This is a genomic window from Psychroserpens sp. NJDZ02, from assembly GCF_004843725.1.
Lineage (GTDB): Bacteria > Bacteroidota > Bacteroidia > Flavobacteriales > Flavobacteriaceae > Olleya.
Genome location: NZ_CP039451.1, coordinates 135,112 through 160,650, shown reverse-complemented (window position 1 = coordinate 160,650; position 25,539 = coordinate 135,112). Strand labels below are relative to the sequence as shown.

The 25,539-nt window shown below is 32.8% G+C and carries 23 protein-coding genes and 3 tRNA genes; 12 read left to right on the top strand and 14 right to left on the bottom strand.

Annotated elements, in window-relative coordinates:
- Positions 1 to 5: 5 nt before the first annotated feature.
- From E9099_RS00765 to E9099_RS00735, 7 genes are all read left to right on the top strand, one after another.
- Entirely contained in the window at positions 6 to 959 is a 954-nt protein-coding gene (locus tag E9099_RS00765) for an AAA family ATPase (RefSeq protein ID WP_136581848.1), read from the top strand.
- Positions 960 to 1,151 (top strand): gliding motility protein GldL, encoded by a 192-nt coding sequence (locus tag E9099_RS00760; protein WP_136581847.1) that lies wholly within the window; start codon positions 960 to 962, stop codon positions 1,149 to 1,151. It abuts the gene before it with no gap.
- A 15-nt stretch (positions 1,152 to 1,166) separates the two neighbouring features.
- On the top strand, positions 1,167 to 2,312 hold the full coding sequence (locus E9099_RS00755; protein ID WP_136581846.1) for an acyltransferase family protein: 1,146 nt from the start codon (positions 1,167 to 1,169) through the stop codon (positions 2,310 to 2,312).
- A 233-nt stretch (positions 2,313 to 2,545) separates the two neighbouring features.
- Positions 2,546 to 5,326 carry a bifunctional aconitate hydratase 2/2-methylisocitrate dehydratase gene (locus E9099_RS00750; protein ID WP_136581845.1) on the top strand — a complete coding sequence of 927 codons (2,781 nt, stop codon included), beginning with the start codon at positions 2,546 to 2,548 and terminating at the stop codon, positions 5,324 to 5,326.
- Between the two features lie 187 nt (positions 5,327 to 5,513).
- Positions 5,514 to 7,784 (top strand): aconitate hydratase, encoded by a 2,271-nt coding sequence (locus E9099_RS00745; protein WP_136581844.1) that lies wholly within the window; start codon positions 5,514 to 5,516, stop codon positions 7,782 to 7,784.
- Positions 7,785 to 7,912: 128 nt separating this feature from the next.
- Entirely contained in the window at positions 7,913 to 8,791 is an 879-nt protein-coding gene (locus E9099_RS00740; RefSeq protein WP_136581843.1) for an anti-sigma factor, read from the top strand.
- Between the two features lie 68 nt (positions 8,792 to 8,859).
- Positions 8,860 to 9,423 carry a TlpA family protein disulfide reductase gene (locus tag E9099_RS00735; protein ID WP_136581842.1) on the top strand — a complete coding sequence of 188 codons (564 nt, stop codon included), beginning with the start codon at positions 8,860 to 8,862 and terminating at the stop codon, positions 9,421 to 9,423.
- Here E9099_RS00735 and E9099_RS00730 read toward each other — a convergent pair.
- The 9 genes from E9099_RS00730 to E9099_RS00690 all read right to left on the bottom strand — a co-directional run bounded on the left by E9099_RS00730 (position 9,420) and on the right by E9099_RS00690 (position 16,896).
- Positions 9,420 to 11,621, bottom strand: coding sequence for a prolyl oligopeptidase family serine peptidase (locus E9099_RS00730; RefSeq protein WP_136581841.1), 2,202 nt, complete (start codon positions 11,619 to 11,621; stop codon positions 9,420 to 9,422). The two genes, E9099_RS00735 and E9099_RS00730, sit on opposite strands and share 4 nt — an antisense overlap.
- A 17-nt stretch (positions 11,622 to 11,638) precedes the next feature.
- Complete coding sequence (locus E9099_RS00725; RefSeq protein ID WP_136581840.1) at positions 11,639 to 12,781, bottom strand: lycopene cyclase family protein; 1,143 nt, start codon at positions 12,779 to 12,781, stop codon at positions 11,639 to 11,641.
- Between the two features lie 12 nt (positions 12,782 to 12,793).
- Positions 12,794 to 13,243 carry a sterol desaturase family protein gene (locus tag E9099_RS00720; RefSeq protein ID WP_101018023.1) on the bottom strand — a complete coding sequence of 150 codons (450 nt, stop codon included), beginning with the start codon at positions 13,241 to 13,243 and terminating at the stop codon, positions 12,794 to 12,796.
- 2 nt (positions 13,244 to 13,245) lie between these two features.
- Positions 13,246 to 14,085, bottom strand: a complete 840-nt coding sequence (locus E9099_RS00715) for a phytoene/squalene synthase family protein (RefSeq protein ID WP_136581839.1) — start codon at positions 14,083 to 14,085, stop codon at positions 13,246 to 13,248.
- 1 nt (position 14,086) lies between these two features.
- A complete protein-coding gene (locus E9099_RS00710; RefSeq protein WP_136581838.1) occupies positions 14,087 to 15,550 on the bottom strand; it encodes a phytoene desaturase family protein in 1,464 nt (487 codons plus the stop codon).
- Between the two features lie 13 nt (positions 15,551 to 15,563).
- The gene (locus E9099_RS00705) at positions 15,564 to 16,463 is read right to left on the bottom strand and encodes a MerR family transcriptional regulator (protein WP_136581837.1); all 900 of its coding nucleotides are present in this window, start codon (positions 16,461 to 16,463) and stop codon (positions 15,564 to 15,566) included.
- Between the two features lie 91 nt (positions 16,464 to 16,554).
- Positions 16,555 to 16,640, bottom strand: a tRNA-Leu gene (locus E9099_RS00700).
- Between the two features lie 52 nt (positions 16,641 to 16,692).
- Positions 16,693 to 16,765 (bottom strand) — tRNA-Lys (locus E9099_RS00695).
- 58 nt (positions 16,766 to 16,823) lie between these two features.
- Positions 16,824 to 16,896: transfer RNA gene (locus tag E9099_RS00690), tRNA-Lys, on the bottom strand.
- A 124-nt stretch (positions 16,897 to 17,020) separates the two neighbouring features.
- On the opposite strand from E9099_RS00690, the gene E9099_RS00685 reads away from it, so the two are divergent.
- Positions 17,021 to 17,536: a shikimate kinase gene (locus E9099_RS00685; RefSeq protein WP_136581836.1), complete on the top strand. Its 516-nt coding sequence runs from the start codon at positions 17,021 to 17,023 to the stop codon at positions 17,534 to 17,536.
- On the opposite strand, the gene E9099_RS00680 is transcribed toward E9099_RS00685, so the two are convergent.
- Together E9099_RS00680 and E9099_RS00675 are read right to left on the bottom strand one after the other, a co-directional pair.
- A complete protein-coding gene (locus E9099_RS00680) occupies positions 17,528 to 18,046 on the bottom strand; it encodes a phosphoribosyltransferase family protein (protein ID WP_136581835.1) in 519 nt (172 codons plus the stop codon). The genes E9099_RS00685 and E9099_RS00680 overlap by 9 nt on opposite strands.
- On the bottom strand, positions 18,036 to 18,410 hold the full coding sequence (locus E9099_RS00675) for an RNA-binding S4 domain-containing protein (RefSeq protein ID WP_136581834.1): 375 nt from the start codon (positions 18,408 to 18,410) through the stop codon (positions 18,036 to 18,038). The genes E9099_RS00680 and E9099_RS00675 overlap by 11 nt, the downstream gene beginning before the upstream one ends.
- An 80-nt stretch (positions 18,411 to 18,490) precedes the next feature.
- Here E9099_RS00675 and E9099_RS00670 point away from each other — a divergent pair, with 80 nt between their 5' ends.
- On the top strand, positions 18,491 to 19,540 hold the full coding sequence (locus tag E9099_RS00670; protein WP_136581833.1) for an FKBP-type peptidyl-prolyl cis-trans isomerase: 1,050 nt from the start codon (positions 18,491 to 18,493) through the stop codon (positions 19,538 to 19,540).
- 59 nt (positions 19,541 to 19,599) lie between these two features.
- Here E9099_RS00670 and E9099_RS00665 read toward each other — a convergent pair whose 3' ends face one another.
- The 3 genes from E9099_RS00665 to E9099_RS00655 form a co-directional block, all read right to left on the bottom strand.
- Positions 19,600 to 20,190: an outer membrane beta-barrel protein gene (locus tag E9099_RS00665; protein ID WP_136581832.1), complete on the bottom strand. Its 591-nt coding sequence runs from the start codon at positions 20,188 to 20,190 to the stop codon at positions 19,600 to 19,602.
- Positions 20,191 to 20,335: 145 nt separating this feature from the next.
- Complete coding sequence (locus E9099_RS00660) at positions 20,336 to 21,289, bottom strand: transketolase family protein (RefSeq protein ID WP_136581831.1); 954 nt, start codon at positions 21,287 to 21,289, stop codon at positions 20,336 to 20,338.
- A gap of 20 nt (positions 21,290 to 21,309) precedes the next feature.
- Positions 21,310 to 22,155, bottom strand: a complete 846-nt coding sequence (locus tag E9099_RS00655; protein WP_136585098.1) for a transketolase — start codon at positions 22,153 to 22,155, stop codon at positions 21,310 to 21,312.
- Between the two features lie 210 nt (positions 22,156 to 22,365).
- Between E9099_RS00655 and tgt the strand changes: the two genes are divergently transcribed.
- Genes tgt through E9099_RS00640 form a run of 3 tightly spaced genes read left to right on the top strand, consistent with a single transcriptional unit; the run spans position 22,366 to position 25,508 of the window.
- Positions 22,366 to 23,496 carry a tRNA guanosine(34) transglycosylase Tgt gene (gene tgt / locus E9099_RS00650; protein WP_136581830.1) on the top strand — a complete coding sequence of 377 codons (1,131 nt, stop codon included), beginning with the start codon at positions 22,366 to 22,368 and terminating at the stop codon, positions 23,494 to 23,496.
- A gap of 43 nt (positions 23,497 to 23,539) precedes the next feature.
- Positions 23,540 to 24,613: an LptF/LptG family permease gene (locus E9099_RS00645; RefSeq protein ID WP_136581829.1), complete on the top strand. Its 1,074-nt coding sequence runs from the start codon at positions 23,540 to 23,542 to the stop codon at positions 24,611 to 24,613.
- Entirely contained in the window at positions 24,600 to 25,508 is a 909-nt protein-coding gene (locus E9099_RS00640; protein ID WP_136581828.1) for a DMT family transporter, read from the top strand. Before E9099_RS00645 ends, E9099_RS00640 begins: the two co-directional genes overlap by 14 nt.
- Positions 25,509 to 25,539 lie beyond the last annotated feature (31 nt).

The following is a 25,539-nucleotide window of genomic DNA, read 5'->3' as shown; positions in this document are numbered from 1 at the left end:
ATTATATGTCAGACGTTGCAGCAGTAAAATCTCTAGTAACAAGATACAATGCGTTAAGGCAAGAAGTAGCCAAAGTCATTATAGGGCAAGACGATGTGGTTAATCAGATTTTAATCTCGATTTTCTCTGGTGGTCATGCCTTATTAATTGGTGTTCCAGGATTAGCCAAAACTTTAATGGTTAATACTATTTCTCAAGCTTTAGGATTGGATTTTAAACGTATACAGTTTACTCCAGATTTAATGCCAAGTGACATTTTAGGAAGCGAAATCCTAGACGAAAGCAGACAATTTAAGTTTATCAAAGGGCCAATATTTGCTAATATCATATTAGCAGATGAGATTAACCGTACGCCTCCAAAAACACAAGCAGCTTTGTTGGAAGCTATGCAAGAGCGTTCGGTAACAGTTTCTGGTCACCATTACAAATTAGATTTACCATATTTTGTTTTAGCAACTCAAAACCCAATTGAGCAAGAAGGGACGTATCCACTTCCTGAGGCACAATTAGACCGTTTTATGTTTGCTATCAATTTAGATTATCCAAGTTTTCAAGAAGAAGTAGATGTGGTTAAGGCGACAACTTCTGATCATAGACCCAAAGTGAATGCCTTATTTACTTCGCAAGAAATCGTAGATTTTCAAAAGTTAATTAGACGTATTCCTGTAGCAGATAATGTTATTGAATATGCGGTAACTATGGTTGGTAAAACTAGACCAAATAGTGATTCTGCAGCAGATTTAGTTAAGCAATATGTCGATTGGGGTGCTGGTCCAAGAGCCTCTCAAAACTTAATTTTAGCAGCAAAAACACATGCGGCTATTAACGGTAAATTTTCACCAGATATAGAAAATGTACAAGCAGTAGCAACTAGTATTTTACGTCACAGAATGATTAAAAATTATAAGGCAGAAGCTGAAGGGGTAACTATTGAACATATTATTAAAAGCTTATTTTAAATGAGTTTGAAACAATTTAAAGTGCCATTAATTCTTTTGATATTAGGAATAGGGCTAACTATAGTAGGCGCTGTATTTAAAATTCAAGGGGAAGCCAATGGGAGTCTACTTTTAACTCTAGGAACTTTTACTGAATTTTGTGCTATATTTTTGGGCATACTAAAACTTATAAAAGTAGCAAGACAGAAATAATTCAACAACGATCCATTGAAATCCATAACAACAAACAAACAAAGAATTTTTGGTTTAGATGTTGTTAGAGCATTAGCGATTTTGCTTATTCTTTGCTCACATTCTACCATTTTAATTTTCCCCGAATCACAGTCAACACTTATTAAAACCATTCAGTTTTTTGGAACTATCGGCGTTGACCTTTTTTTTGTGCTTAGTGGTTTTTTAATTGGAGGTATTTTAATTAAACAGATAGAAGCTAAACAAACGAAGTTTAAAAATTTCACTCAGTTTTGGATGCGTCGTTGGTTACGGACGTTGCCTAATTATTATTTAGTATTACTTATCAATATTGGTTTGTTATTCGTTTTTAATACTGAAGTCCCAAAACAACTCTACAAGTATTTCTTTTTTCTTCAGAATTTCTCAAATAGACAGGCTGATTTTTTTACGGAATCATGGAGTTTAACTATCGAAGAATTTGCCTATCTAATTGGACCCATTTTAGTATTCCTTTTAAGTTTAATTTTTAAAAAGAGTAGTAAATGGTTGTTTTTGGTAGTAACACTGCTTGTAATATGTGTCTCAATTTTTCATAGATTTATTTTTGATGTTGGTATCACCAATAGTCCTAATGATTTTTCTTGGAGTAAATCTTTGCGTAAAGTTGTCGTGTATAGATTAGATAGTATTTACTACGGTTTTTTAGCTGCCTTTCTAGCATTTTATTATGCTTTAGCGTGGAGACGTTATAAATGGATAAGCTGTGGTTTGGGTGCTATTTTATTCATGGGTATTCATGTCTATATTTATATAAACTCATTAAATCCTGACCATTTTTCAACGTTCTTTAATGTGTATTATTTATCTATAGTTTCAATAAGTATAGTGCTTACATTTCCTATGTTTTCAAATTGGACATCAACAACAATACTTAAAAAGCCAATTACAGCTATTAGTTTATGGTCGTATTCTATTTATCTAATAAATTATTCTATTGTACTATTAAGTATTCAGCAATGTGTTGCTATTTCGGATCTATCCGATTTAATTAAATTGGGTGTTTTAGTATTCTATTGGAGTGCTACTTTAGTGCTTTCTTATCTCTTATTTTCCTTTTTTGAATATCCAATTATAAAATTTAGAGATTCTGCTCAGGTTAAAAGATGGTTTGCAAGTTAGATTTGTTATTAATTTAATATTTTAAAGTATCAAAAATTATCATTTCGATATCTTTTAAGTCGTATTTGGTCTTATTGCTGCATTTTGTTCAGTGAATATTCTAATATCTTAAATATTTTCAAAAGACTTCATTTTTTTGTAATTTTGTTTGCCTTAAATAGGCGGTTCAATTAAGTTAAAAGGTTAGCTTGATTGGACGTTTATGATTCAAAAATAATCCTTTTAATTACTATATGAACACTTATAAAGATTACCTAAAAGAGATTGAAGACAGGAAAGTACTTGGACTTCATCCTAAACCTATTGATGGTGCTGAATTACTTAGCAACATTATTACTCAAATTGTTGATGTAAATAACCCATATAGAGAAGAGTCTCTTAACTTTTTTATCTACAATGTTTTACCTGGAACAACGAGTGCTGCAGGAGTAAAAGCAAAGTTTTTAAAGGAAATTATTTTAGGTGAAACTGTAGTTGAAGAAATGACACCTGCGTTTGCTTTTGAGCAATTGTCACACATGAAAGGGGGTCCATCAATTGATGTATTATTAGATTTAGCTTTAGGAAACGATGTTGCTATTGCTACAGAAGCTGCAAAAGTATTAAAGACACAAGTGTTTTTATACGAAGCAGATATGGCGCTTTTAGAGAAGGCTTTTAAAGCAGGAAATACGATTGCAAAAGAATTGTTAGAGAGCTATGCACAAGCCGAATTTTTTACAAAACTTCCAGAAGTTGATGAAGAAATTGAAATTGTAACCTTTGTCGCTGGTGTAGGTGATATCTCTACAGATTTATTGTCTCCAGGTGCTGATGCACACTCAAGATCAGATCGTGAATTACATGGGCAATGTATGTTTGAGCATAACAAAGACATGCAGAATCAATTGTTAGCTTTAAAAGAGCAACATCCTGATAAACGTGTGATGTTAATCGCAGAAAAAGGAACAATGGGAGTAGGGTCTTCTAGAATGTCTGGTGTAAATAACGTGGCGTTATGGACCGGAGTTCCGTTTAGTAAATATGTACCTTTTATCAATTTTGCACCGGTAATAGCTGGGACAAATGGTATTGCTCCGATTTTCTTAACTACGGTTGGGGTAACTGGTGGTATTGGTATCGATTTAAAAAATTGGGAAAAACAAAAAGATGCTGATGGTAACACTGTAGTAGATGCAGATGGTGAGCCAGTTTTAAAACAAACCTATTCTGTAGAAACAGGTACGGTTTTAACTATAAATACAAAAACTAAAAAATTATATAACGGAGACAAAGAGTTAAAAGATATCTCTACTGCTTTAACACCACCAAAAATGGAGTTTATTAAAGCGGGTGGATCTTATGCAGTTGTTTTTGGAAAGAAAGTACAAACTATAGCGTGTAAAATATTAGAAATTGACATCCCTCAAGTATATGCGACTTCTAAAGAAGTGTCTATTGATGGACAAGGTCTAACAGCTGTTGAAAAAATCTTCAACAAAAATGCTGTAGGAACAACTCCAGGTAAAACATTACATGCAGGATCTAATGTAAGAGTAGAAGTAAACATTGTTGGATCACAAGATACTACAGGTTTAATGACGTCTCAAGAATTAGAAATGATGGCAGCGACTATTATTTCTCCAATTGTGGATGCAGGATACCAATCAGGGTGTCATACAGCTTCTGTTTGGGATGATAAGTCTAAAGCTAACATACCAAGGTTAATGACCTTTATGAATGACTTCGGATTAATTACGGCGCGTGACCCTAAAGGAAAATATCATGCAATGACCGATGTAATACACAAGGTTTTAAATGATCTTGCTGTGGATGATTGGGATATTATTATTGGAGGAGATTCTCACACACGTATGTCTAAAGGTGTTGCTTTTGGAGCCGATTCAGGTACAGTGGCGTTAGCATTAGCGACAGGTGAAGCGACGATGCCAATCCCAGAATCTGTAAAAGTAACTTTTAAAGGAGAAATGAAATCATTTATGGATTTCCGTGATGTAGTTCATGCTACGCAAGAGCAGATGTTACATCAGTTTGGTGGAGATAACGTTTTCCAAGGTAGAATTATTGAAGTGCACTTAGGTACACTTACAGCTGATCAAGCGTTTACATTTACAGATTGGACTGCAGAAATGAAAGCTAAAGCGTCTATCTGTATCTCAGAAGAAGAGACTTTAATTGAATCTTTAGAAATTGCAAGAGGTCGTATCCAAATCATGATTGATAAGGGAATGGATAACGAAAAGCAAATGCTTAAAGGTTTAGTTGAAAAAGCGAATGCTAGAATTGAAGAATTAAAGTCAGGTGCTAAACCAGCTTTAAAACCAGATGCGGATGCTAATTATTTTGCAGAAGTTGTTGTTGATTTAGATGAAATTGCTGAACCAATGATTGCTGATCCTGATGTAAACAATGAAGACGTCTCAAAACGTTATACACACGATAATATCAGACCTTTATCTTACTACGGAGGAACTAAAACCGTGGATTTAGGATTTATTGGATCTTGTATGATCCATAAAGGGGATATGCAAATTTTAGCGCAAATGCTGAAGAATATAGAGGCGCTACATGGTAAAGTAGAATTTAAAGCACCATTAGTAGTGGCACCTCCAACTTATAATATTGTGGATGAGCTAAAAGCGGAAGGTGATTGGGATATATTAACTAAATATTCAGGATTCGAATTTAATGATGATGCACCTAAGGGAGAAGCACGTACTAAATACGAAAACATGTTATATTTAGAGCGTCCAGGATGTAACCTTTGTATGGGGAATCAAGAAAAAGCTGAACCAGGAGATACGGTAATGGCGACTTCTACACGTTTATTCCAAGGTCGAGTTGTAAAAGATTCAGGAGAAAAGAAAGGAGAATCGTTGTTGTCTTCTACACCAGTAGTGGTATTGTCTACCATTTTAGGAAGAACACCTACAATGGCTGAATATGAAGCTGCAGTTGATGGCATCGTATTAACTAGTTTTAAACCTTCTAAAAAGAAGTTAGTGTTAGCATAACAACTTAATAAATATATTAAAAAGCCCGAATCTTAGATTCGGGCTTTTTTATGCGTGAACTTTAAATAATTTTAGCATATAAATAACTTATATTAGAATCAATCTATACTATTATTGATGCTTTTAAAGTCTCTCTATATTTCGTATCTTGTAAGGATTAAAGTAGAATTTAAAAAAAATAAAATTTATGGCATTTGATATCGATATGATTAAAGGTGTTTACTCTAAAATGACGGAACGTGTTGATGCAGCGCGTAAAGTTGTCGGTAAACCTTTAACGCTTTCTGAAAAGATTTTGTATTCTCACCTTTGGGATGGAACACCTAATACCGCTTTTGTAAGGGGTAAAGACTATGTGGATTTTGCTCCAGATAGGATCGCTTGTCAGGATGCAACAGCTCAAATGGCTTTATTGCAGTTTATGCAAGCAGGAAAAGATAATGTTGCAGTGCCGACAACGGTACATTGTGATCACTTGATTCAAGCTAAGGATGGTGCTACAACTGATTTAAAACACGCTAATAGTGTGAGTAGTGAAGTTTTTAACTTCTTAGAGTCTGTGTCTAATAAATACGGTATTGGTTTTTGGAAACCAGGAGCTGGAATTATTCATCAAGTCGTTTTAGAAAATTATGCATTTCCAGGAGGAATGATGATTGGTACTGATTCGCACACAGTAAATGCTGGTGGTTTAGGTATGGTAGCTATTGGTGTTGGTGGTGCTGATGCTGTAGACGTAATGGCAGGTATGGCATGGGAACTTAAATTTCCTAAATTAATAGGGGTAAGGTTAACCGGTAAATTATCTGGTTGGACGGCACCAAAAGATGTCATATTAAAAGTGGCTGGTATTGTTTCTGCTAAAGGAGGAACAGGAGCCATTGTTGAATACTTTGGTGAAGGTGCTAAATCTATGTCTTGTACCGGAAAAGGGACTATTTGTAACATGGGTGCAGAAATAGGTGCAACAACGTCTACTTTTGGATATGACGAGTCTATGGAACGTTATTTACGTGCTACAGATAGAGCAGATGTCGCTGATGCAGCAAATCAAGTTAAAGACTATTTAACTGCAGATGCTGAAGTATATGCTAATCCAGAAAATTATTTTGATCAAGTCATAGATATTAATTTATCAGAATTAGGACCATTATTAAATGGACCTTTTACTCCAGATTTATCAACACCAGTTGGTAAAACTATGGGTGAAAAGGCTACAGCTAACGAATGGCCTTTACAAGTAGAATGGGGACTTATTGGTTCTTGTACTAACTCGTCTTACGAAGATTTATCGCGTGCATCTTCTATTGCACAACAGGCTTTAGATAAAGGTATAAAAATGAAAGCAGAATTAGGGATTAATCCTGGTTCTGAGCAAGTACGTTATACAGCAGATAGAGATGGTATTTTAGGAATCTTTGAAAAGTTAGATGCTAAAATATTTACGAATGCTTGTGGTCCATGTATTGGACAATGGGCTAGATATAGTGATCCTAAAAATGCACCTAAAAACAGTATTGTGCATTCGTTTAATAGAAATTTTGCAAAACGTGCAGATGGTAACCCAAATACACATGCTTTTGTAGCGTCTCCAGAGATTACAGCTGCTATTGCAATTGCTGGTCGTTTAGACTTTAATCCTTTAACGGATTCGTTATTGAACGAAGAGGGGCAAGAAGTAATGTTTGATGAGCCAACAGGATGGGAATTACCTCCAAAAGGGTTTGAAGTTAAAGAAAATGGTTACTTAGCTCCTGATGAAGATGGTAGTGGCGTGGAAGTAAAAGTAGCTTCGGATTCTGAAAGATTACAATTATTAACACCATTTACACCAATTGGAAGTGATATTTCTGGTGCTAAATTATTAATAAAGGCTTTTGGGAAATGTACAACAGACCATATTAGTATGGCTGGACCTTGGTTACGTTTTAGAGGGCATTTAGATAATATTTCTAATAATTGTTTAATCGGTGCTGTTAACGCATTTGGTAAGAAGACAAACTTTGTTAAAAATCAATTAACAGGAGAGTTTGGAGGTGTGCCAGATACAGCAAGAGCTTATAAAGCTGCTGGTGTTAAAACTATAGTCGTTGGAGACCATAATTATGGAGAAGGTTCTTCTAGAGAACATGCAGCTATGGAGCCAAGACATCTTGGAGTTGTGGCAGTAATTGTAAAATCTTTTGCACGTATCCACGAAACAAACCTTAAAAAACAAGGAATGTTAGGATTAACATTTAATAATGAAGCGGATTACGATTTAATTTTAGAAGATGATACATTCAACTTTGTAGATTTAAACGAATTTGCTCCTGGTAAACCATTAACAATTGAGGTTGTTCATGCCGATGGAACTAAAGATACAGTAGTTGTTAATCATACGTATAACGAAGCGCAAATTGCTTGGTATAACGAAGGAAGTGCGCTTAACTTAATTAAAAAAGAGAATAACGCATAATCTATCAAATTATAGATATTAAAGCTCCTAAATTAAATTTTAGGATTTATTTTTGTTAAATATGTAAGGATTCATTTTAAGAAGCGACAGTTGTAATAAAAATTGTTTAATTAATTAAAACCAAAATTATGATTAAAAAAATGTATTTAGCTGTAATGGCTCTTGGTGTATTAAGTGTGTCATGTAGTGACGATGATGATGCGACAACACAGGTGGAAACATCAGAATTAACACTAAATCTTACAGGACTAGACCCACTTGGAGACGACTTTGTATATGAAGGATGGGTAATAGTGAACGGAGCACCTGTATCTACAGGGACATTTAGTGATGTGGACACATTTCCAAAAACATTTTCAGTATCAAGCACGCAATTAGCTTCAGCTACTGCTTTTGTTTTATCTATTGAGCCAACAAACGATCCAGATCCAGCACCAGCAGCAACTAAAGTGTTATCAGGAGATTTTTCAGGAAGCTCAGCAAGTGTGAATTCTAACTTAGTAGCAGATTTTTCTACAGCGGCAGGAGCATTTATTTTAGCGACACCTACAGATATGGATGATACAAATGAAGAAAGTGGCGTTTGGTTTTTAGATAACGCTTCGGGAATACCTGTAACAGGATTAAATTTACCAGAACTTTCTGATGGATGGAAATATGAAGGATGGGCTTTAATAAACGGTACACCAATAAGTACAGGAACTTTTACAGATGCTTCTATGGCAGATGATAATGCAGCAACGTCTCCTTTTAAAGGTGACGCCGGTAATGGCCCAGGATATCCAGGTGAAGATTTCTTACAAAATGCACCAGCAGGATTTACGTTTCCAACGGATTTAAGAGGAACTACGATTGTAGTATCTGTAGAGCCAAGTCCTGATAACAGTACAGCTCCATTTGTTTTAAAGCCTTTATTAAAAGATGTGGCTACGGATGCAGCATTGCGTACTTCTATAACTATGGGAGCAGGACCAGTGCAATCATTAACTGGGACAGTAAACAGATAATTCTTAATTGTTTTTTTGTTAGATTTGAAGCACCTAATTGTATTAGGTGCTTCTTATTTTTTAGACTTATGCAAAAACCTAAGATTACATTTAAAAATATAGTTTTTGGACTGATTATAGTCTTATTAATTATTCCAGCTAGTAGGCAATTTATTCAAATACAACTCCATAAAGGCTTGGCGTTATTTTCGCCCAGTATTGAAACCGATTCAAAGCGAGAGCGAATCACCAATTATAATTGGAATTTAGTAGACCTGAATGGTGGCGTGTATAATTTCCGTCAAGCGGAAAACAAAATCGTACTTGTCAGCTTTTGGGCAACTTGGTGTCCACCGTGTATAGCCGAATTACCGAGTATGCAAAAATTATATGAAGCTTATAGCGATAAAATTGAATTTGTATTTGTATCCAACGAAAAAAAGGAAACCATTAAAGCATTTATGGATAAAAACGGTTACAATTTTAAGGTTTATACGCCTTTAGAGACTCCAATAATCAATCAATTTAAGGTAAGTAGCATTCCGCATACATTTTTGATCAATCAAAAAGGTGCTATCGTAATTGACAAAAATGGAGCAGCTAATTGGAATAGTGATTCGGTAAAAGAGGCAATTAATGATTTACTCAATTAATCTTTTTTAAGTTGATACTTGGGATGACCTGTTTGCCAAAGAGCAAAAGTTAAAACATTCCCCCATTCTTCATATGACTTTTTACCATAACTACCGCTATGTCCTGACTCAAAATCGGCATATAAAAACACCGGTTTTGTTAATAGGTTAGTATTTTGTAGTCTTGCAGCAAATTTTCCGCTTTCCCAAGGGACAACTCTAGGGTCGTTCATTCCAACGGTTAAATAAGTTGCTGGATAATTTGTGCTATCTTTTATATGTAGATACGCATCCATTTCTAGTAAAGCCATACATTCGGTAGAATCTTTTACATTACCAAATTCCCTAATATTAGAACCGCCTGCTCCTGGTTGAACTTCCGTTCTAATAGGATTTAATTCACCAACTTCAGATATTACAGCCGCAAATAAATCTGGACGCTCTGTCATTGCTCTTCCAACCATTATTCCTCCGGCACTACTACTATAAATCGCAGTCTTGTTTTTGGAAGTGTACTTATTATCAATAAGATATTCAACAGCAGCTATTAGATCTTTCCATGTGTTTGGCTTAGTCTTTTTAAAACCACCTTTTCTCCATTCTTCACCTTTTTCTCCTCCTCCTCTAACATGGGGTATGCATAGAACACCACCTTCTTGTACGTAGTATAAAAAGGTTGGTGAGAAAAATGGATTGATGCCATCTCCATACGCGCCATAACCATAAAAGAATGAAGGATTATTACTATTTCTTTCTATATCTTTATTATAAATAATAGAAATAGGTACTAAAGCCCCATCGTGTGAAGGAATACTAATTTCTTCAATGATTATATTTTTAAATTCAGGATATTCTACTTTATCTGTTAAGTAGTCTTCTGTAAATTTATTTGTTATAGAATTATATTTATAACGCTCATTAGAGCTTGTCCATCCACTAATAGAAACCCATAAATCATCATAATTAATAGATTTATGGCTTATACTTATGGTTCCAGCTTTTTTAGGTAATTTAATTTGTTTAGTTTCTCCATCTTTTATTTGATAGAGGAATGCTTCAATGCCGTATTTACTTGTCGTTAGATAGATAGCATTATTGTTAATCCTAAAGGAGGTTATTACTTCATCTTTCTTTTCTTCAAAAATAATTTGTGGATTTTTAAAATTCAAAGTATTTAAATTTATAGAAGCTAATTTGAAGTTATCAGCATTTGAGCCAGACATAAATATAAATTGGTCTTTAACAATAATACCTTTATTAGTTTTAACTTTATCTTCTTTTGTATACAGTAGCTTCCAATTTAAATGACCTTTTTTAAGGTCTTCGATTTTTGCATAATAAGTGCCCCAAAAATTATCTACTCCAGCGAGGTAACCAATTATATATTTATCACTAGCTCCATTTATTTTTGTTAATGGATATTCACTTTTTATAATATTAAATGCAGGGTGAGTTGTATTACCAAATATAAAATTTAATTTTTTTGGATCTTGACCTAAAGTGTATAATACAGATTGACTATTGTTTTTAAAATTGCTGCTGTTAGGATCTGGATTGGTTAAATATAAATAAGTAAACCCGCTATTGTCTGGTAACCAGTTTATCCCTAAAAATGAGTTTGGCCAAGCATTGTCTAATATTTGTGAGTGCTGTTTTTGTGTTTTAGTATCAATTATAATTAATTCTGATAATTCTTTTCCTGAATAGGATAATGATACCACGACATGCTTTTCATCCCAACTTGGTTTTATATAGTTAATTATATAATCGTTTTTAGTATTTGTTTTATACTCTTTTGGATTAAATAATAGTGTTTCACTTGAGTCGTTAACAGCTTTGAAATATAATTTGTAATAGTCTTCTCCAATGTTTTTCTTTAAATAAAAACGATTGTCATTTTCTGTCAGGTGATGCTTTTTTATATAATAAGATTTTCTATTATCGATCTCGTAAGTGTTATCTATAAAAGAGGTTCTATTATTTATGTTTTCAATAAAGCTATTGGTGTATTCTGTTTGAGATTTATACCACTTTAAAACAGTGCTGTCTTTGGTGTTTTCAATGTTTCTATAAGGATCGTCTATTGTGGTCCCAAAGTAAACATCACTAACTAGCTGACTTTCTATTTTTGGAGGATTGTATATAATGTCACGATTGATAGCTTTTTTACAGTTGGATACTAGAAGTGTGATAAGAAGGGAATAGATGATGTTTTTCATCAGATAAATATACGCGTTTATAGCGTTTTAAAAAAAGCTTTTATAAAGCTAAAGCTGAATAAAGACCACATAATTTTTATGTCTTCGATAAAAGTAGATTCTTCATCTAAAAAGCGAAACATTGTATTTACATTGTTTTTACTATAGTATTGCTCAAAAATCCATTCACCTTTATAATTTTCGTCTTTTAAAACCTTTAAAAATATTTTATCATAGAATTTATATTTTGATATAAATAGATTTTTAGAAGGTGGCTGGTTGGTTTTTAAATTGGCAACAATCTTAGTTACTTTTTTCTGAGTATGTTTAAAAGAATAACCTGTAGACGGTTTTACCCAACCTCCAGCAGTGCCTATTTTAGTAATGTTGTAGGTGTTGTTGTTGCTAAATGGAAATGTTGTCATTGGTATGACACCAGATTCAGTTTCTGATATGGTGTAGTTTTTAATTTTTAAATAATCAGAAATGTATTGTTTGATATAACTATCGTAAGTCGAGGCGTTAACAGTGTTTTCTGTAAAATAGGTAAATTCTACTAAAGCTTCAGTCTTAGAAAAGGGCAACACATACATAAACGTGGTTTGATTTCCGTCTTTTAAACGGTAGTCCATCATTGTTATCTGTGTATCATCAAATACGGGTTGTTCTGTTTTTATAATCCAACCTTTAAAGTGTTGTAATAATGTGGTGTATTTTTTGTTTTGAGTTGTAAAATCTGGTGTGATTCTACTATCAAAAACATGAGTAGCAGTATAACTATTAGTTTTTGTGGTTACTGTAACCATGTTTTGTTCTGATACTTTTGTAACGGTGTCTTTTATTAAGTGAATGTTATCACTTTGTTTTAAATTATCTTTGGTATAATTATAAAAATCTAAGGCACGTATACTTTTATAAGTATAAGGATCTAGGTTTAGCTTAATTTCTTTTTTTGAACTATAAATAGTAGCTTTTTGCCAAGTTTTATAGGCTAATTTGTCCCAAGTGCTATCTTCTGTTTCCCAAAAACTCCACGTTTTGTCATTGTTAGACTTTGTAGAAGGATCTATTAGAGCTATTTGTTTATCATTAAAAAAGTCATCTTTCCCTAATGCTAAAGCTAGTTGTAGCCCTGCTAATCCATTACCAACTATTATGTAATCATAATGGGGTTTATGCATGTAATTTGTAGCTTACTTTTTAAAATATTTAAAGGGAACAAAAAGCATCCCGAAGCATTCGCCATCTCCTTTTCCTAAATGCTTGTGATGCATTTTATGAGCACGACGGACCCCTTTAGCGTAGGTGTTATTTGCGTTTCTAAATAACTTAAAACGTTGGTGTATAAAAATGTCATGTACTAAAAAGTAAGCGGCACCGTAGGCCATAATACCAAGACCTATGGGTAGGCAATACCATACGCCTTCATAACTCCAAAGGTAAAAACACGTCATACTAACGATGGCATAAAATATAAAAAAGGCATCATTACGCTCAAACCAACTGTCGTGATCTTTGTGATGGTGATCCTTGTGTAAGCTCCATAAAAAACCATGCATGACATATTTGTGTGTAAACCACGCCATAAATTCCATTGTAGAAAAGGTTCCTAAAAAAACTAATATCCAATATACTGTTTGCATTATTATAATAAATTGAGTTGGTATTTTACATAACTACGTGTTAGAAGTTCGGCCTTTTTGTAATTAGGGACTCTAATACGTGTGTTTTTTATTTCTAAAGCTGGTGTTTTCTTTAATTTTTTTAATAGTTGGTTGTAGTAGCGGTAAGCCATGAATACACCAAATTTAGCTTCGATTGGTAATTGTTTGATTCCTTTTAAACCTTCTTCAAAATCACTTTCGATATCCTGAATAATAAACAATTTATCTTCTTCTGTTAAATTAGTTAAATCGGTATTAGGAAAATAGGTTCTGTCCAATAATTCATGGTCAGCCTTTAAGTCTCTTAAAAAATTCACTTTTTGAAAAGCAGACCCTAATGACATTGCTGTACTTTTAAGCGATTCGTATTTTTCGCTATCACCTTTTACAAAAACTTTTAAGCACATTAAGCCAACAACATCAGCAGATCCATAGATATAATCTTTGTATTCTTGATCTGTTGTATATTTAGTTTTGGACAGGTCTAAACGCATGCTTTTCATAAACGATTCCACCATATGCTTATCTATATTGCATTTGTGATATGTGTGCTGAAAGGCATTTAGAATAGGGTTTAAGCTTATCTTTTCTTGTAATGCTAATTCTAGGTCATTTTCAAAACGATCAAATAAATCCTGTTTATTATAGTCGTGGAAAGTGTCTACAATCTCGTCTGCAAAGCGAACAAAGCCATAGATATTATAAATATCTTGTCTTATTGTCTGGGACAACATTTTTGTTGCTAGTGAAAATGAAGTACTATAAGAGGTAGTAACCACTTTGCTACAATCGTAGGAAACAGCGTCGAATAATGATTTCATTTTAATTATTATGGTGTTTGTTAATTAATTCTGCGACTAGTTTTCCAGAAATAAGTGCTGGTGGCACGCCTGGACCTGGTACAGTTAGTTGTCCTGTAAAATATAAATTATTTACTTTTTTACTTTTTAGTTTTGGTCTTAAAAATGCAGTCTGTAGTAGTGTGTTAGCCATTCCGTATGCATTTCCTTTGTACGAGTTGTAGTCTTTTATAAAATCTCTCACACAAAAAGACTCTTTAAAGATAATATTATTTTTAACATCTTGTTTTGTTAATTTTTCAAAGCGTTCTAAAATAATGTTAAAATAGTGTGCTCTTAATTTTGGTGTGTCCGCGATACCTGGTGCAATAGGTATTAGAAAAAAGCCTGTTTCACAATTTTCTGGTGACATACTGCTATCTGTTGTCGAAGGAAAATTAGCATAAAATAATGGATCTGTTGGCCATTTTGGGTTATCATATATTTCTTCAGCATGGGTTTCAAAATTGGTATCAAAAAACAAATTATGATGTTGAATGTTGTTTAACTTTTTGTCAAATCCGATGTAGAATAATAGGGAGGAAGGGGCAAATGTTTTCTTACTCCAGTATTTTTCTGAATATTGTCTATGCTGCTGATCCAAAAGTGTTTCAGAATGGTGGTAATCTGCACCGCTTAATACAACATCAAAGTCTAGCGTTTGTTTATTAACAATTATGGATGTTGCTTTTTTATTAGTAACGTTAATTTTAGTTATCGGACTGTTTGTTTTGAATGTTACACCTAAGGTTTCTGCTAAGGTTTTCATAGCTTTTACTATTTCATACATACCGCCTTTTGGATGCCAAGTGCCTAAACCAAAATCGGCATAGTTCATAAAATTATAGAACGATGGCGTTTTGTTTGGTTTGGCTCCTAAAAACAAGACAGGAAACTCTAAAGTAGAGATGAGCATTGGATTTTTGAATTTTTTTCTAACATCACTACTAATAGTTTTAAAAAATTGATCTACCCGGAGTGCTGTTTCTGGAGTAATCAATTCTAAAGGAGAAATTCCTGGTTTTAAAACGACTTTATTAATAGCAATATCATAATTTGTTCCTGCTTTTTTTATAAATTTTTTAAGTTGCACAGAACTACCTGGTTCAATGCGCTCAAATTCTATACAGATTTTATCAAGCGTATCTCCAATAGTGATTTCTTCATCTTTAAAAAAGATTTTATAAGCTGGAGATAATTTATCCAATTGATAATAATCAGATGTCTTTTTACCAAAATCGGCAAAGAATTTATCAAATATATCAGGCATCCAATACCAGCTTGGTCCAATATCAAACGTAAAACCTTCTTTTTTAAATTGTCTACAACGCCCACCTACGGTTTCATTTTTTTCAAAAACAGTAACTGTTTGACCTGCTTTAGCCAAATAGCAAGCGGCGGATAGAGCAGAAAACCCGGAACCAATAATTGCAATGTTTTTAGTCATTAATTAAAATAAATTAGAAGCTTTCAATAACATCTTTTGTAGAATTGAAAGCAGTTATTTTCGGGTTTACCTCAGAATCAATATAGGCGGTCATTCGCCCAGAAATGATCAGATTATTATTAGTGTTATTTAAAAGTTTTTTATTAAACTCAGCTAAATACTTATTTATATAGTCTTTTTCCGGTTTAACTGTAAAGCAGGAAATAAACGTTATCTTTTTATATTGAGATAATAAAAACTTTAAACTATCGATTGGTACACTTTGTCCTAAATAGATGGTATGCGAGCCTTGATTTATAATTTCGTAGTTTGTATATAACAAACCTAACTCGTGCACTTCATTGTCAGGTAGGAATAAAACATATGTGGTATCATCATTAGTAGCATTGGAAGTACTTATCGCATGGTCTATGTTGATTAAAATTTTACGTTTTATTAATTCGACTATAAAATGTTCGTGTGCCGCAGTGATTGTATCTGTTTGCCATAGTATCCCTATGTCATCCAATAAAGGGACTAAAATGTTATAGAAAATGTGTTTGAAGGAAAATTCACTTATTAAATCATTAAACGTGTTGTAGAAAAGTGTTTGATCAAAGTTGATCATCGCTAATTTAAAAATATTAACAGCGTGATTTTTACTATCACTATCTTCAGATATTTTTTTTACTAAAGAAGGTATTTCTTCTGTTTTTAAATTCGCTATTTTGGATATTTTATAGCCATTAGCGTTCAGGTAGCTTATATTTAAGATCTTTTGAAGGCTTGCTAAACTATAATATCTAATATTAGTTTCTGTTCTGTTTGGTTCAAATAAATTATAACGTTTTTCCCATATCCTTATGGTATGTGCTTTGATACCCGAGAGATTTTCTAGGTCTTTAATGCTAAACTTTGACTTAATATTGTTCATTATTTTGCTAAATTAGTTAAACAAAACGAGTTTAGACACTAAAAGGTTAAACATTTTGAAATAATTAACTATAAAATAGATTTTGGAAAAGTGCGCACGAGAAGACTCGAACTTCCACGATTATAAGTAATCACTAGCCCCTCAAGCTAGCACGTCTACCAATTCCGCCACGTGCGCTAATTTAAAATAAAGATAAAAAAAAAGTTAAGCGATTGCTTAACTTTTTTAGTGACCAGTCTGGGGCTCGAACCCAGGACCCTCTCCTTAAAAGGGAGATGCTCTACCAACTGAGCTAACTGGTCAATATTTGTATTCGTAAAAAGATAAAATAACCAATAATACTACTTAATTATTTTATTGTGACCAGTCTGGGGCTCGAACCCAGGACCCTCTCCTTAAAAGGGAGATGCTCTACCAACTGAGCTAACTAGTCTTTTCCGTAACGGGGTGCAAATATATAATCTTTTATTAAAAATACAAGGGTATTTTTGATTTTTTTTTTGTTTTTTTGTGTGATGCTTCTGTATAATTTTAATAATCAATATATAACGTCAAAAATGAATTTAATTTTAGTTGGATATATGGCTTCTGGAAAATCAACAATCGGTGTAAAAACAGCAGAATTGTTAGATTTTAATTTTATAGATTTAGATGCCTACATAGAAAAAAAAGAAAATTTAAGCGTTTCTGATATTTTTAAAACCAAAGGAGAAATCTATTTTAGGAAATTAGAGCAATTATATCTTAAAGAAATAACTGCTAAAGTTGATAAAACAATTATTTCTTTAGGAGGAGGTACACCGTGTTTTTATGATACCATGACTTGGTTAAATGCGTTAGAAAATGTTCAGACGGTTTATTTAAAAACGAGTTTAGATGTTTTGACAGATCGACTTTATAAAGATAGCACAAGGCCATTAATAGCACATTTAGAAACCAAAGAGGCTTTAAGAGACTTTATTGCTAAGCATATCTTTGAGCGCTCATATTTTTATAATCAAGCTAATTTGGTTGTTGAGTCGTCTATTTCTGCAGAAGAGACTATAAATAAAATAGTCTCTCAATTAGTTTAAATAAGCTTTCCAATCTTTTCCTTCTAAGTCTACTTGGACATGCTCATGCAGGGAAGTAGATAGAGAGATACCTTTGTAATCAGCCTTGACAGGGAATTTTTTGTGGTTTCTATTTACTAACACAGCTGTTTTAAATTGTTTTAGAGGCACATTTAAAAAGTGTTTTACACAATATATTAAAGTCGTTCCAGAGTTAAGTACATCATCAATCAAAACGACGGACTTATTTTGGTAGTCTTCTGGCTGGATAGATGTTTTAATTGGTAGTCGTGGATTTTTTTTGTCAATAGTTATTTTGCAAAGTATTGGCGTTATGGGGGATATCTTGGATAATATTGTTTTTAATTTTTTAGCAAGAATATATCCATTGGCATCAATTCCGGCAAGTATAATATCCTTTTCATTAATATTAGCCTCGTATATTTGGAAAGCTATTCGTCTTAATTTATTATTAATTGCGTTGCTGTCTAGAATTATATCTTTTAATTCACTGGTACTGTTATTGCTCATTTTCGATGTTTAAATTATCTAAATCTCTTCTGTCTTTTTTTGTGGGTCTTCCGACACCTTTTTTTCGGTAATAGTCTTTAGCTAATTTAAGCAATTCTTGTGCTTCAAAAGCCGATTTTGGTGTTTTATCCACTCTATACATGTCAACTAATTTGGCTCCAACACGGTTTGGAGGTATATCCAAAACGGTTAATGTGTAATTAATTTGGTCTTTTCTTAATTGTATAGTGTCTGTTGGATAGACATCTCTACTAGGTTTTACTACTTGGTCATTTATTTTAATATGACCTTTTTTACATGCAGTGGTTGCAATGTTTCTAGTTTTGTAATATCTAACACACCACAAATATTTATCTATTCGCATATTAATTCTCTAAAATTGACGTTAACGTTATTGTACAAAATTATATTAAAATGTATCTTGCAACTTCAAAAATAAGAATAATGAAATTAAGAAAAATTACTTTGGCACTTTTATCCGTATTTATGCTAACTGTAGCATGTAATTCTGATGATGACGATGATACATCGACTTTTGTCGAAAGAGATAGACAGGAAGTTTATGATGAGAATATTGCTGAAATAGAAGAGTACCTTAGTACACATACATATAATTATGATGAATTTGGATTTGGGGATCTCTATACTATACCTAATGATAACTTTGAAATTGTTTTTGATACAATTAGTTCTGAGAATGGAAACTTAGATGCTATTCCATTGATTAACCGACCTGAATTATTAAGTAAAGTCGTGACGGAAGATGATATAGATTATAAACTTTATTATTTGAGTTTAAGAGAAGGCCGAGGTGAGATTGTTCATCCATTAGATGCTGCAGGAGTAACTTATGAAGGAATGTTATTGGATGGTACTGTTTTTGATAATGCAGATGTGGTTAATAACCCTTTTAATCTGTCATCTGTTAGTGGAACTATATTTGGTGTAATTACTGGGTTTAGAGAAGCTTTAATTGAATTTAGAACTAGAGACGGTTATACCGAAAATGGAGATGGTACAACTACGAATCATAATTTTGGGATAGGAGCTGTTTTTATACCTTCAGGTTTAGGGTATTTTTCATCGGGTACAACGACAATACCTAGTTATTATCCGCTAATATTTAAATTTGACATGCTTACTAGAATTGTTACTGATTATGATGGAGACTCTATACCTTCTTATTTAGAAGATCTAGATAATGATGGAGATGGTTTTAATGAAGATACAGATGATGATGGTATTGCTAATTTTATAGATAATGATGACGATAATGATGGTGTTTCTACCAAAGATGAAATTACGAAAAGTGTTTATGTAGTAGATACTAATAATGGGGATGTAGAACCAGTTTTGGTAACTAACGAGTATGAGACATCACGTGAGGAAGTTAATGGGGTAATAACTATTAAAACTATTACATTGGTAGATTCTGATAACAACGGTATATCAGATTATTTAGAAGCTAATATCTCAATAGATTATAATAACTAGTAATTAAATAAAAGTTATATTAATAAAAAGAGCCACTTTTAAAGTGGCTCTTTTTTATTTTATAGCATTATTGATAAACTAAGTATGAGCTGTTCTGGTCTTGTGTCTAGCCTGTTAGGGTTGAGAGAAGAGATGTTGTTATTTATAATAGTAGCTTCGTTATCATTGAAGCCTCTTTCATATCTTAAATCAATACCAATTTTGTTTAGGTTAAAGCCAATACCAAAATTTAGGCCGATAGAAAAATCATTTTCGATAGTATTAATTGTTGAATTTTGAAAATCACTATCTACTATATATTGTAGTGATGGTCCACCAAAAAGATGAAAGGGGCCTATAATATTAATCCCAACCAATAAAGGGGCGTCTAATTTTTTTAACTCGAAAGAACCTGCATCGTAATCACTTTTTGTTGCTGTGTAGACTAATTCTGGTCTAAAATAAATTTTGGAGCCTAATTTACCAAATACTCCTATATGGTAGCCTATATTTCGATCTGCATTTTGATAATTATTGGTAATAGATTCAAAGTAATCCCCATTACCATTATAGTTTAATCCGCCTTTAAAGCCAAATCCACTTTCTGTTTGAGCGTAAATACATGTCGAAAATAATAGCGTTGTAATTGACGTTATAATTAAATTTCTCATAATTGATGTTTTATTTGATGAACACAAATTATAACGACTATTATGCCTATATATTTTAAATACTCAACTCTAATTTGATTATAGAACAAAAAAAAGCGTTTAAAATTATTAGTTTTAAACGCTTATGATAAGTGATGTTTTTAGTTTATTTTCGTTTAACAACGCGTTCGCAAGCATTAATAATTGCTTCGGCATTTAAACCATATTTTTCCATAAGTTGTGCAGGTGTACCAGATTCTCCAAAGGTATCATCTGTAGCAACAAACTCTTGAGGTGTCGGTTGATTTTGTGATAGTATTCTAGAAACACTTTCTCCTAAACCTCCTAGCTTATTATGTTCTTCTGCTGTAACAACACATTTTGTTTTCTTAACAGATTCAATAATGGCATTAGCATCCAATGGTTTTATGGTGTGAATGTTTATGACCTCCGCAGAAATACCGCTTTCATTTAAGACTTTAGCAGCTTCTAATGCTTCCCAAACTAAATGTCCAGTAGCAACGATGGTCACATCTGTACCTTCTTGTAAATGGACGGCTTTTCCAATTTCGAATTTTTGATCAGCAGCTGTGAAATTAGCTACTTTTGGACGTCCAAAACGTAAGTAAACGGGACCATCGTGATCTGCAATAGCTATAGTTGCTGCTTTAGTTTGATTGTAATCACAAGTGTTGATTACAGTCATTCCTGGAAGCATTTTCATTAATCCAATATCTTCAAGAATTTGGTGCGTTGCACCATCTTCACCTAAAGTTAAACCGGCATGAGAAGCACAAATTTTTACGTTTTTATCAGAATAAGCAATACTTTGTCTTATTTGATCGTAAACACGACCAGTAGAAAAGTTAGCAAATGTACCTGTAAAAGGAATTTTACCTCCAATAGTTAAACCTGCTGCAATCCCCATCATGTTTGCTTCAGCAATTCCAATTTGAAAAAAACGTTCTGGATTTTCTTCTATAAACTGATTCATTTTTAAAGAACCAATTAAATCTGCGCAAAGTGCTACAACATTAGGATTTGTTCTCCCTAATTCTGTTAATCCGTCTCCAAAACCTGATCTTGTATCTTTACTACCTGTATTTGTATATGTTTTCATTTTGTCTTAATTCAAGTTGATTAATAGTCACCTAACGTTTCAGGGTTTTGCTCCAATCCAATAGCTAATTGCTCATCATTTGGTGCTTTGCCATGCCAAGCATGTGTATGCATCATAAAATCTACGCCATTACCCATTACTGTTTTAAGTAAAACGCAAACTGGTTTCCCTTTTCCTGTTAAACTTTTAGCTTCAGCCATTCCTTTTAAAATAGCATCAATACTATTACCTTCTTCTATGTCTAAGACAGTCCATCCAAAAGCTTCAAATTTAGCTCTAAAACTTCCCATAGGTAAAACAGTATCTGTAGATCCATCAATTTGCTGACCATTTAAATCGATAGTTGCGATAATGTTATCTACTTTTTTTCCTGAAGCATACATAATTGCCTCCCAGTTTTGACCTTCTTGCATTTCCCCATCACCATGTAAACTATACACTAGATGTTTATCTCCATTTAATTTTTTAGCTTGGGCAGCACCTAAAGCAACACTTAAACCTTGTCCTAAAGATCCTGACGCAATTCTAATACCAGGTAATCCTTCGTGAGTTGTTGGATGTCCTTGTAGTCTTGTATTTATTAATCTAAAGGTGTTTAATTCTTCTACAGGGAAATAACCGCTTCTTGCTAAAACACTATAAAATACAGGTGAAATATGACCATTAGAAAGGAAAAATAGATCCTCTCCAATACCGTCCATATCAAACCCTTCTTTTCTATCCATTATGTCTTGATAAAGTGCTACCAGAAATTCTGCGCAACCTAATGAACCTCCTGGGTGTCCAGAATTTACTTTGTGTACCATACGTAAAATATCTCTACGTACTTGAGTAGTTAAATCTTCTAATTGTTGTGTGCTTGCCATGTTGTATGGGTTAATTATTTTGTTCAAAATTAGTTTTTTAATATGCCTTTACCAAGATTATTGATGACACTTATTAACGAAATAGGCCGATTTCTTAACAATTATAGATATTTATACTAATCGCTAACAAATTTTTCAATTTTAGCAACTATTTAGGACCCTTTGTATTTTTCTTATATATATTTGCTGGCAGAAGATTTAAGAGATAAAATGACTTTCGATTTAAAAGCTAAAGACACACAAAGTAACGCAAGAGCAGGAGTAATAACTACAGACCATGGTGTCATTGAGACACCTATTTTTATGCCTGTAGGAACTGTTGGTTCTGTGAAAGGTGTGCACCAAAGAGAACTAAAAGACGATATAAACCCTGATATTATTTTAGGAAACACCTATCATTTATACCTAAAACCTCAAATTGATGTTTTAGAAAAAGCAGGTGGATTACATAAATTTATGAATTGGGATAGAAATATTTTGACTGATTCAGGTGGTTATCAAGTCTATTCTTTATCTGGAAATAATAAAATTAAAGAAGAAGGGGTTAAATTTAAATCTCATATCGATGGAAGTTACCATATGTTTGCTCCTGAAAATGTAATGGAAATACAACGTAGTATTGGTGCTGACATTATTATGGCATTTGATGAATGTACACCTTACCCGTGTGATTATAATTATGCTAGACGATCTATGCATATGACACACCGTTGGTTAGAACGTTGTATTACGCATTTGGAAAAAACACCATTAAAATACGATTATTCTCAATCCTTTTTTCCTATTGTTCAAGGAAGTACTTATAAGGATTTGCGTAAACAGTCTGCAGAATATATTGCGGGTGTTGGAGCAGAAGGAAATGCTATTGGAGGTTTGTCTGTTGGAGAACCGGCGGATGAGATGTATGCCATGACAGAAGTGGTTACTGATATATTACCTTGGGATAAGCCACGTTATTTAATGGGGGTTGGAACACCAATTAATATTTTGGAAAATATTGCGCTTGGTGTGGACATGTTTGATTGTGTGATGCCAACACGTAATGCTAGAAACGGTATGTTGTTTACAGCACATGGATCAATAAATATCAAAAACTTGAAATGGCGAGAAGACTTTTCTCCTATTGATGAAATGGGAATTACCTATGTAGATACAGAATATAGTAAAGCGTATTTGCGTCATTTATTTAATGTGAATGAATTATTAGGAAAGCAAATTGCAACTATACACAACTTAGGTTTCTATTTGTGGTTAACTCGAGAAGCAAGAAAACATATCATAGCTGGAGACTTTAGAGCATGGAAAGACAAGATGGTTAAACAAATGGATAATAGACTTTAAATTAAATCACAGTATTACTTTCTTTTAGAGAAGTTAAGATAAAATGAAAATATTAGACTGGTACATATTAAAACGTTATTTACTGACTTTTGCTGTCATGCTATTGTTGTTTATACCTATTGGTATAACAGTGCATTTGGCTGAGAAAATAGGGAAAATATTAGAGAAAAATGTGCCTTTTGGGGAAGTTATGGTCTACTTTTTAGACTTTACAATATATTTTGCCCACTTATTGTTTCCCCTGTTTTTATTTTTATCAGTGATTTGGTTTACCTCCAAATTAGCCAATAATACAGAGATTGTTGCTTTTTTAAGTTCAGGTGTATCATTTTCACGATTTTTAAGACCTTATTTAATAGGGGCAACTATTGTCGCGATTATTTCGATTATTCTAGGTTTGTATTTAGCGCCCAACGCTAGTAAAGGTTTTAATAATTTTAAGTATAAATACCTTTCAGGTAAGAAAACTAATAATACGACCAATGTTCTCAAACAAATAAATGATAACGATATTATTTATGTTACTAGTTTTGATACAAAAAATAGGACAGGGGTTAATTTTACTTTAGAGCATTTTGAAGGTCAAAAAATGGGTTATAAAATAAGCGCTTCGAACATTAGATATTTGGAAGAGGACTCTGCATTTGTTTTACGTAATTATGTTAAAAGAATAATTGGTGGGAATAATGATGTTTTAGATATACAAAGAAAAAAAGACACTATTTTTAATTTTGATTTAGAAGATTTAACTCCAGAAGACTATATTGCAGAAACACTCCGTTATAATGAATTAGTTAAATTTATTGATAGAGAAGAGCAACGCGGATCTAAATATATAGGACGCTATAAATTGGCTAAATATCAAAAGTGGAGTTTACCAGTGTCTGTTTTTATATTAACTATTATTGCAGTAGCCGTATCTTCAAGAAAGCGTAGAGGAGGTATGGGAGTTAATTTAGCTTTTGGTATCTGTATTGCAATGATCTTTGTCTTTTTTGATAAAATTTTTGGGACATTGGCCTCTCAATCAGATTTTTCACCGTTATTGGCAGTATGGTTTCCTAATATTATTTTTGGAATTTTAGCCATTATTTTACTGCGTAATGCAAAACGATAAGCTTAAAAATTACTTACACTTACATCTTCTAGTATTTATTGCTGGATTTACAGCCATTATAGGTAAGTTAATTACTTTAAATGCAGTCAGTTTAGTCTGGTACAGGATGCTTATCGCTACAGTTTTAATGTTTGTATATATTAAAATTGCAAAGATTAATATCTCAATTACCAAAAAAGCTTTATTTAAATTTGCTATTGCGGGTGTCATTATTGCTTTACATTGGATTACATTCTTTGGATCTATTCAAGTGTCAAACGCGTCAATAGCATTAGCAATGTTTTCTACGGGTGCATTTTTTGCTTCATTTATAGAACCAATCATATATAAACGTAAAATTATTGCTTACGAGATTGTTTTTGGTCTAATAGTCGTCTTTGGAATATACTTAATTGTTAGAAGCGAGTTTAAATATATAGACGGTATGATTTTAGGTGTTATTTCGGCCTTTTTATCATCATTATTTGCGGTTCTTAATGGTAAGTTCATGGAAGAGCATTCCGCAACTAAGATTTCGTTTTATGAGTTTATAAGTGGTGTGTTTTTTATTTCTGTTTATATTTTATGCTTTGGAGAAGGCTTTAATACTAACCATTTTAATATCTCAATGTCTGATGGACTTTGGTTATTTGTTTTGGCTTCAATATGTACTGCTTATGCATTTATCGCTTCGGTACATGTAATGCGTTTTATAAGTCCATATACAGTTGTACTAACATACAATCTAGAGCCAATCTACGGAATAGTTTTAGCCCTAATGTTATTTCCAGAGTCAGAAACAATGTCATCTTCATTTTATATAGGAGCTTTTATTATTTTGGGCGTCGTTTTGTGTAATGGTATTTTAAAAAATTGGAAGAACTTCAAAAAAAACAAGAGCAAACAAACTGATTGATTATCAAATTTTAACGTTAAAAAGGATGCTT

Excerpts from the sequence above, each read along its gene's own strand:
- E9099_RS00670 (WP_136581833.1), top strand. The coding sequence starts at position 18,491 with ATGAAATTAAGAAAAATTACTTTGGCACTTTTATCCGTATTTATGCTA.
- E9099_RS00750 (WP_136581845.1), top strand. The coding sequence starts at position 2,546 with ATGAACACTTATAAAGATTACCTAAAAGAGATTGAAGACAGGAAAGTA.
- E9099_RS00735 (WP_136581842.1), top strand. The coding sequence starts at position 8,860 with ATGCAAAAACCTAAGATTACATTTAAAAATATAGTTTTTGGACTGATT.
- E9099_RS00760 (WP_136581847.1), top strand. The coding sequence starts at position 960 with ATGAGTTTGAAACAATTTAAAGTGCCATTAATTCTTTTGATATTAGGA.
- E9099_RS00685 (WP_136581836.1), top strand. The coding sequence starts at position 17,021 with ATGAATTTAATTTTAGTTGGATATATGGCTTCTGGAAAATCAACAATC.
- tgt (WP_136581830.1), top strand. The coding sequence starts at position 22,366 with ATGACTTTCGATTTAAAAGCTAAAGACACACAAAGTAACGCAAGAGCA.
- E9099_RS00715 (WP_136581839.1), bottom strand. The coding sequence starts at position 14,085 with ATGAAATCATTATTCGACGCTGTTTCCTACGATTGTAGCAAAGTGGTT.
- E9099_RS00720 (WP_101018023.1), bottom strand. The coding sequence starts at position 13,243 with ATGCAAACAGTATATTGGATATTAGTTTTTTTAGGAACCTTTTCTACA.
- E9099_RS00730 (WP_136581841.1), bottom strand. The coding sequence starts at position 11,621 with ATGAAAAACATCATCTATTCCCTTCTTATCACACTTCTAGTATCCAAC.
- E9099_RS00705 (WP_136581837.1), bottom strand. The coding sequence starts at position 16,463 with ATGAACAATATTAAGTCAAAGTTTAGCATTAAAGACCTAGAAAATCTC.
- E9099_RS00675 (WP_136581834.1), bottom strand. The coding sequence starts at position 18,410 with ATGCGAATAGATAAATATTTGTGGTGTGTTAGATATTACAAAACTAGA.
- E9099_RS00655 (WP_136585098.1), bottom strand. The coding sequence starts at position 22,155 with ATGGCAAGCACACAACAATTAGAAGATTTAACTACTCAAGTACGTAGA.
- E9099_RS00745 (WP_136581844.1), top strand. The coding sequence starts at position 5,514 with ATGGCATTTGATATCGATATGATTAAAGGTGTTTACTCTAAAATGACG.
- E9099_RS00765 (WP_136581848.1), top strand. The coding sequence starts at position 6 with ATGTCAGACGTTGCAGCAGTAAAATCTCTAGTAACAAGATACAATGCG.
- E9099_RS00665 (WP_136581832.1), bottom strand. The coding sequence starts at position 20,190 with ATGAGAAATTTAATTATAACGTCAATTACAACGCTATTATTTTCGACA.
- E9099_RS00660 (WP_136581831.1), bottom strand. The coding sequence starts at position 21,289 with ATGAAAACATATACAAATACAGGTAGTAAAGATACAAGATCAGGTTTT.
- E9099_RS00725 (WP_136581840.1), bottom strand. The coding sequence starts at position 12,781 with ATGCATAAACCCCATTATGATTACATAATAGTTGGTAATGGATTAGCA.
- E9099_RS00680 (WP_136581835.1), bottom strand. The coding sequence starts at position 18,046 with ATGAGCAATAACAGTACCAGTGAATTAAAAGATATAATTCTAGACAGC.
- E9099_RS00640 (WP_136581828.1), top strand. The coding sequence starts at position 24,600 with ATGCAAAACGATAAGCTTAAAAATTACTTACACTTACATCTTCTAGTA.
- E9099_RS00740 (WP_136581843.1), top strand. The coding sequence starts at position 7,913 with ATGATTAAAAAAATGTATTTAGCTGTAATGGCTCTTGGTGTATTAAGT.
- E9099_RS00710 (WP_136581838.1), bottom strand. The coding sequence starts at position 15,550 with ATGACTAAAAACATTGCAATTATTGGTTCCGGGTTTTCTGCTCTATCC.
- E9099_RS00645 (WP_136581829.1), top strand. The coding sequence starts at position 23,540 with ATGAAAATATTAGACTGGTACATATTAAAACGTTATTTACTGACTTTT.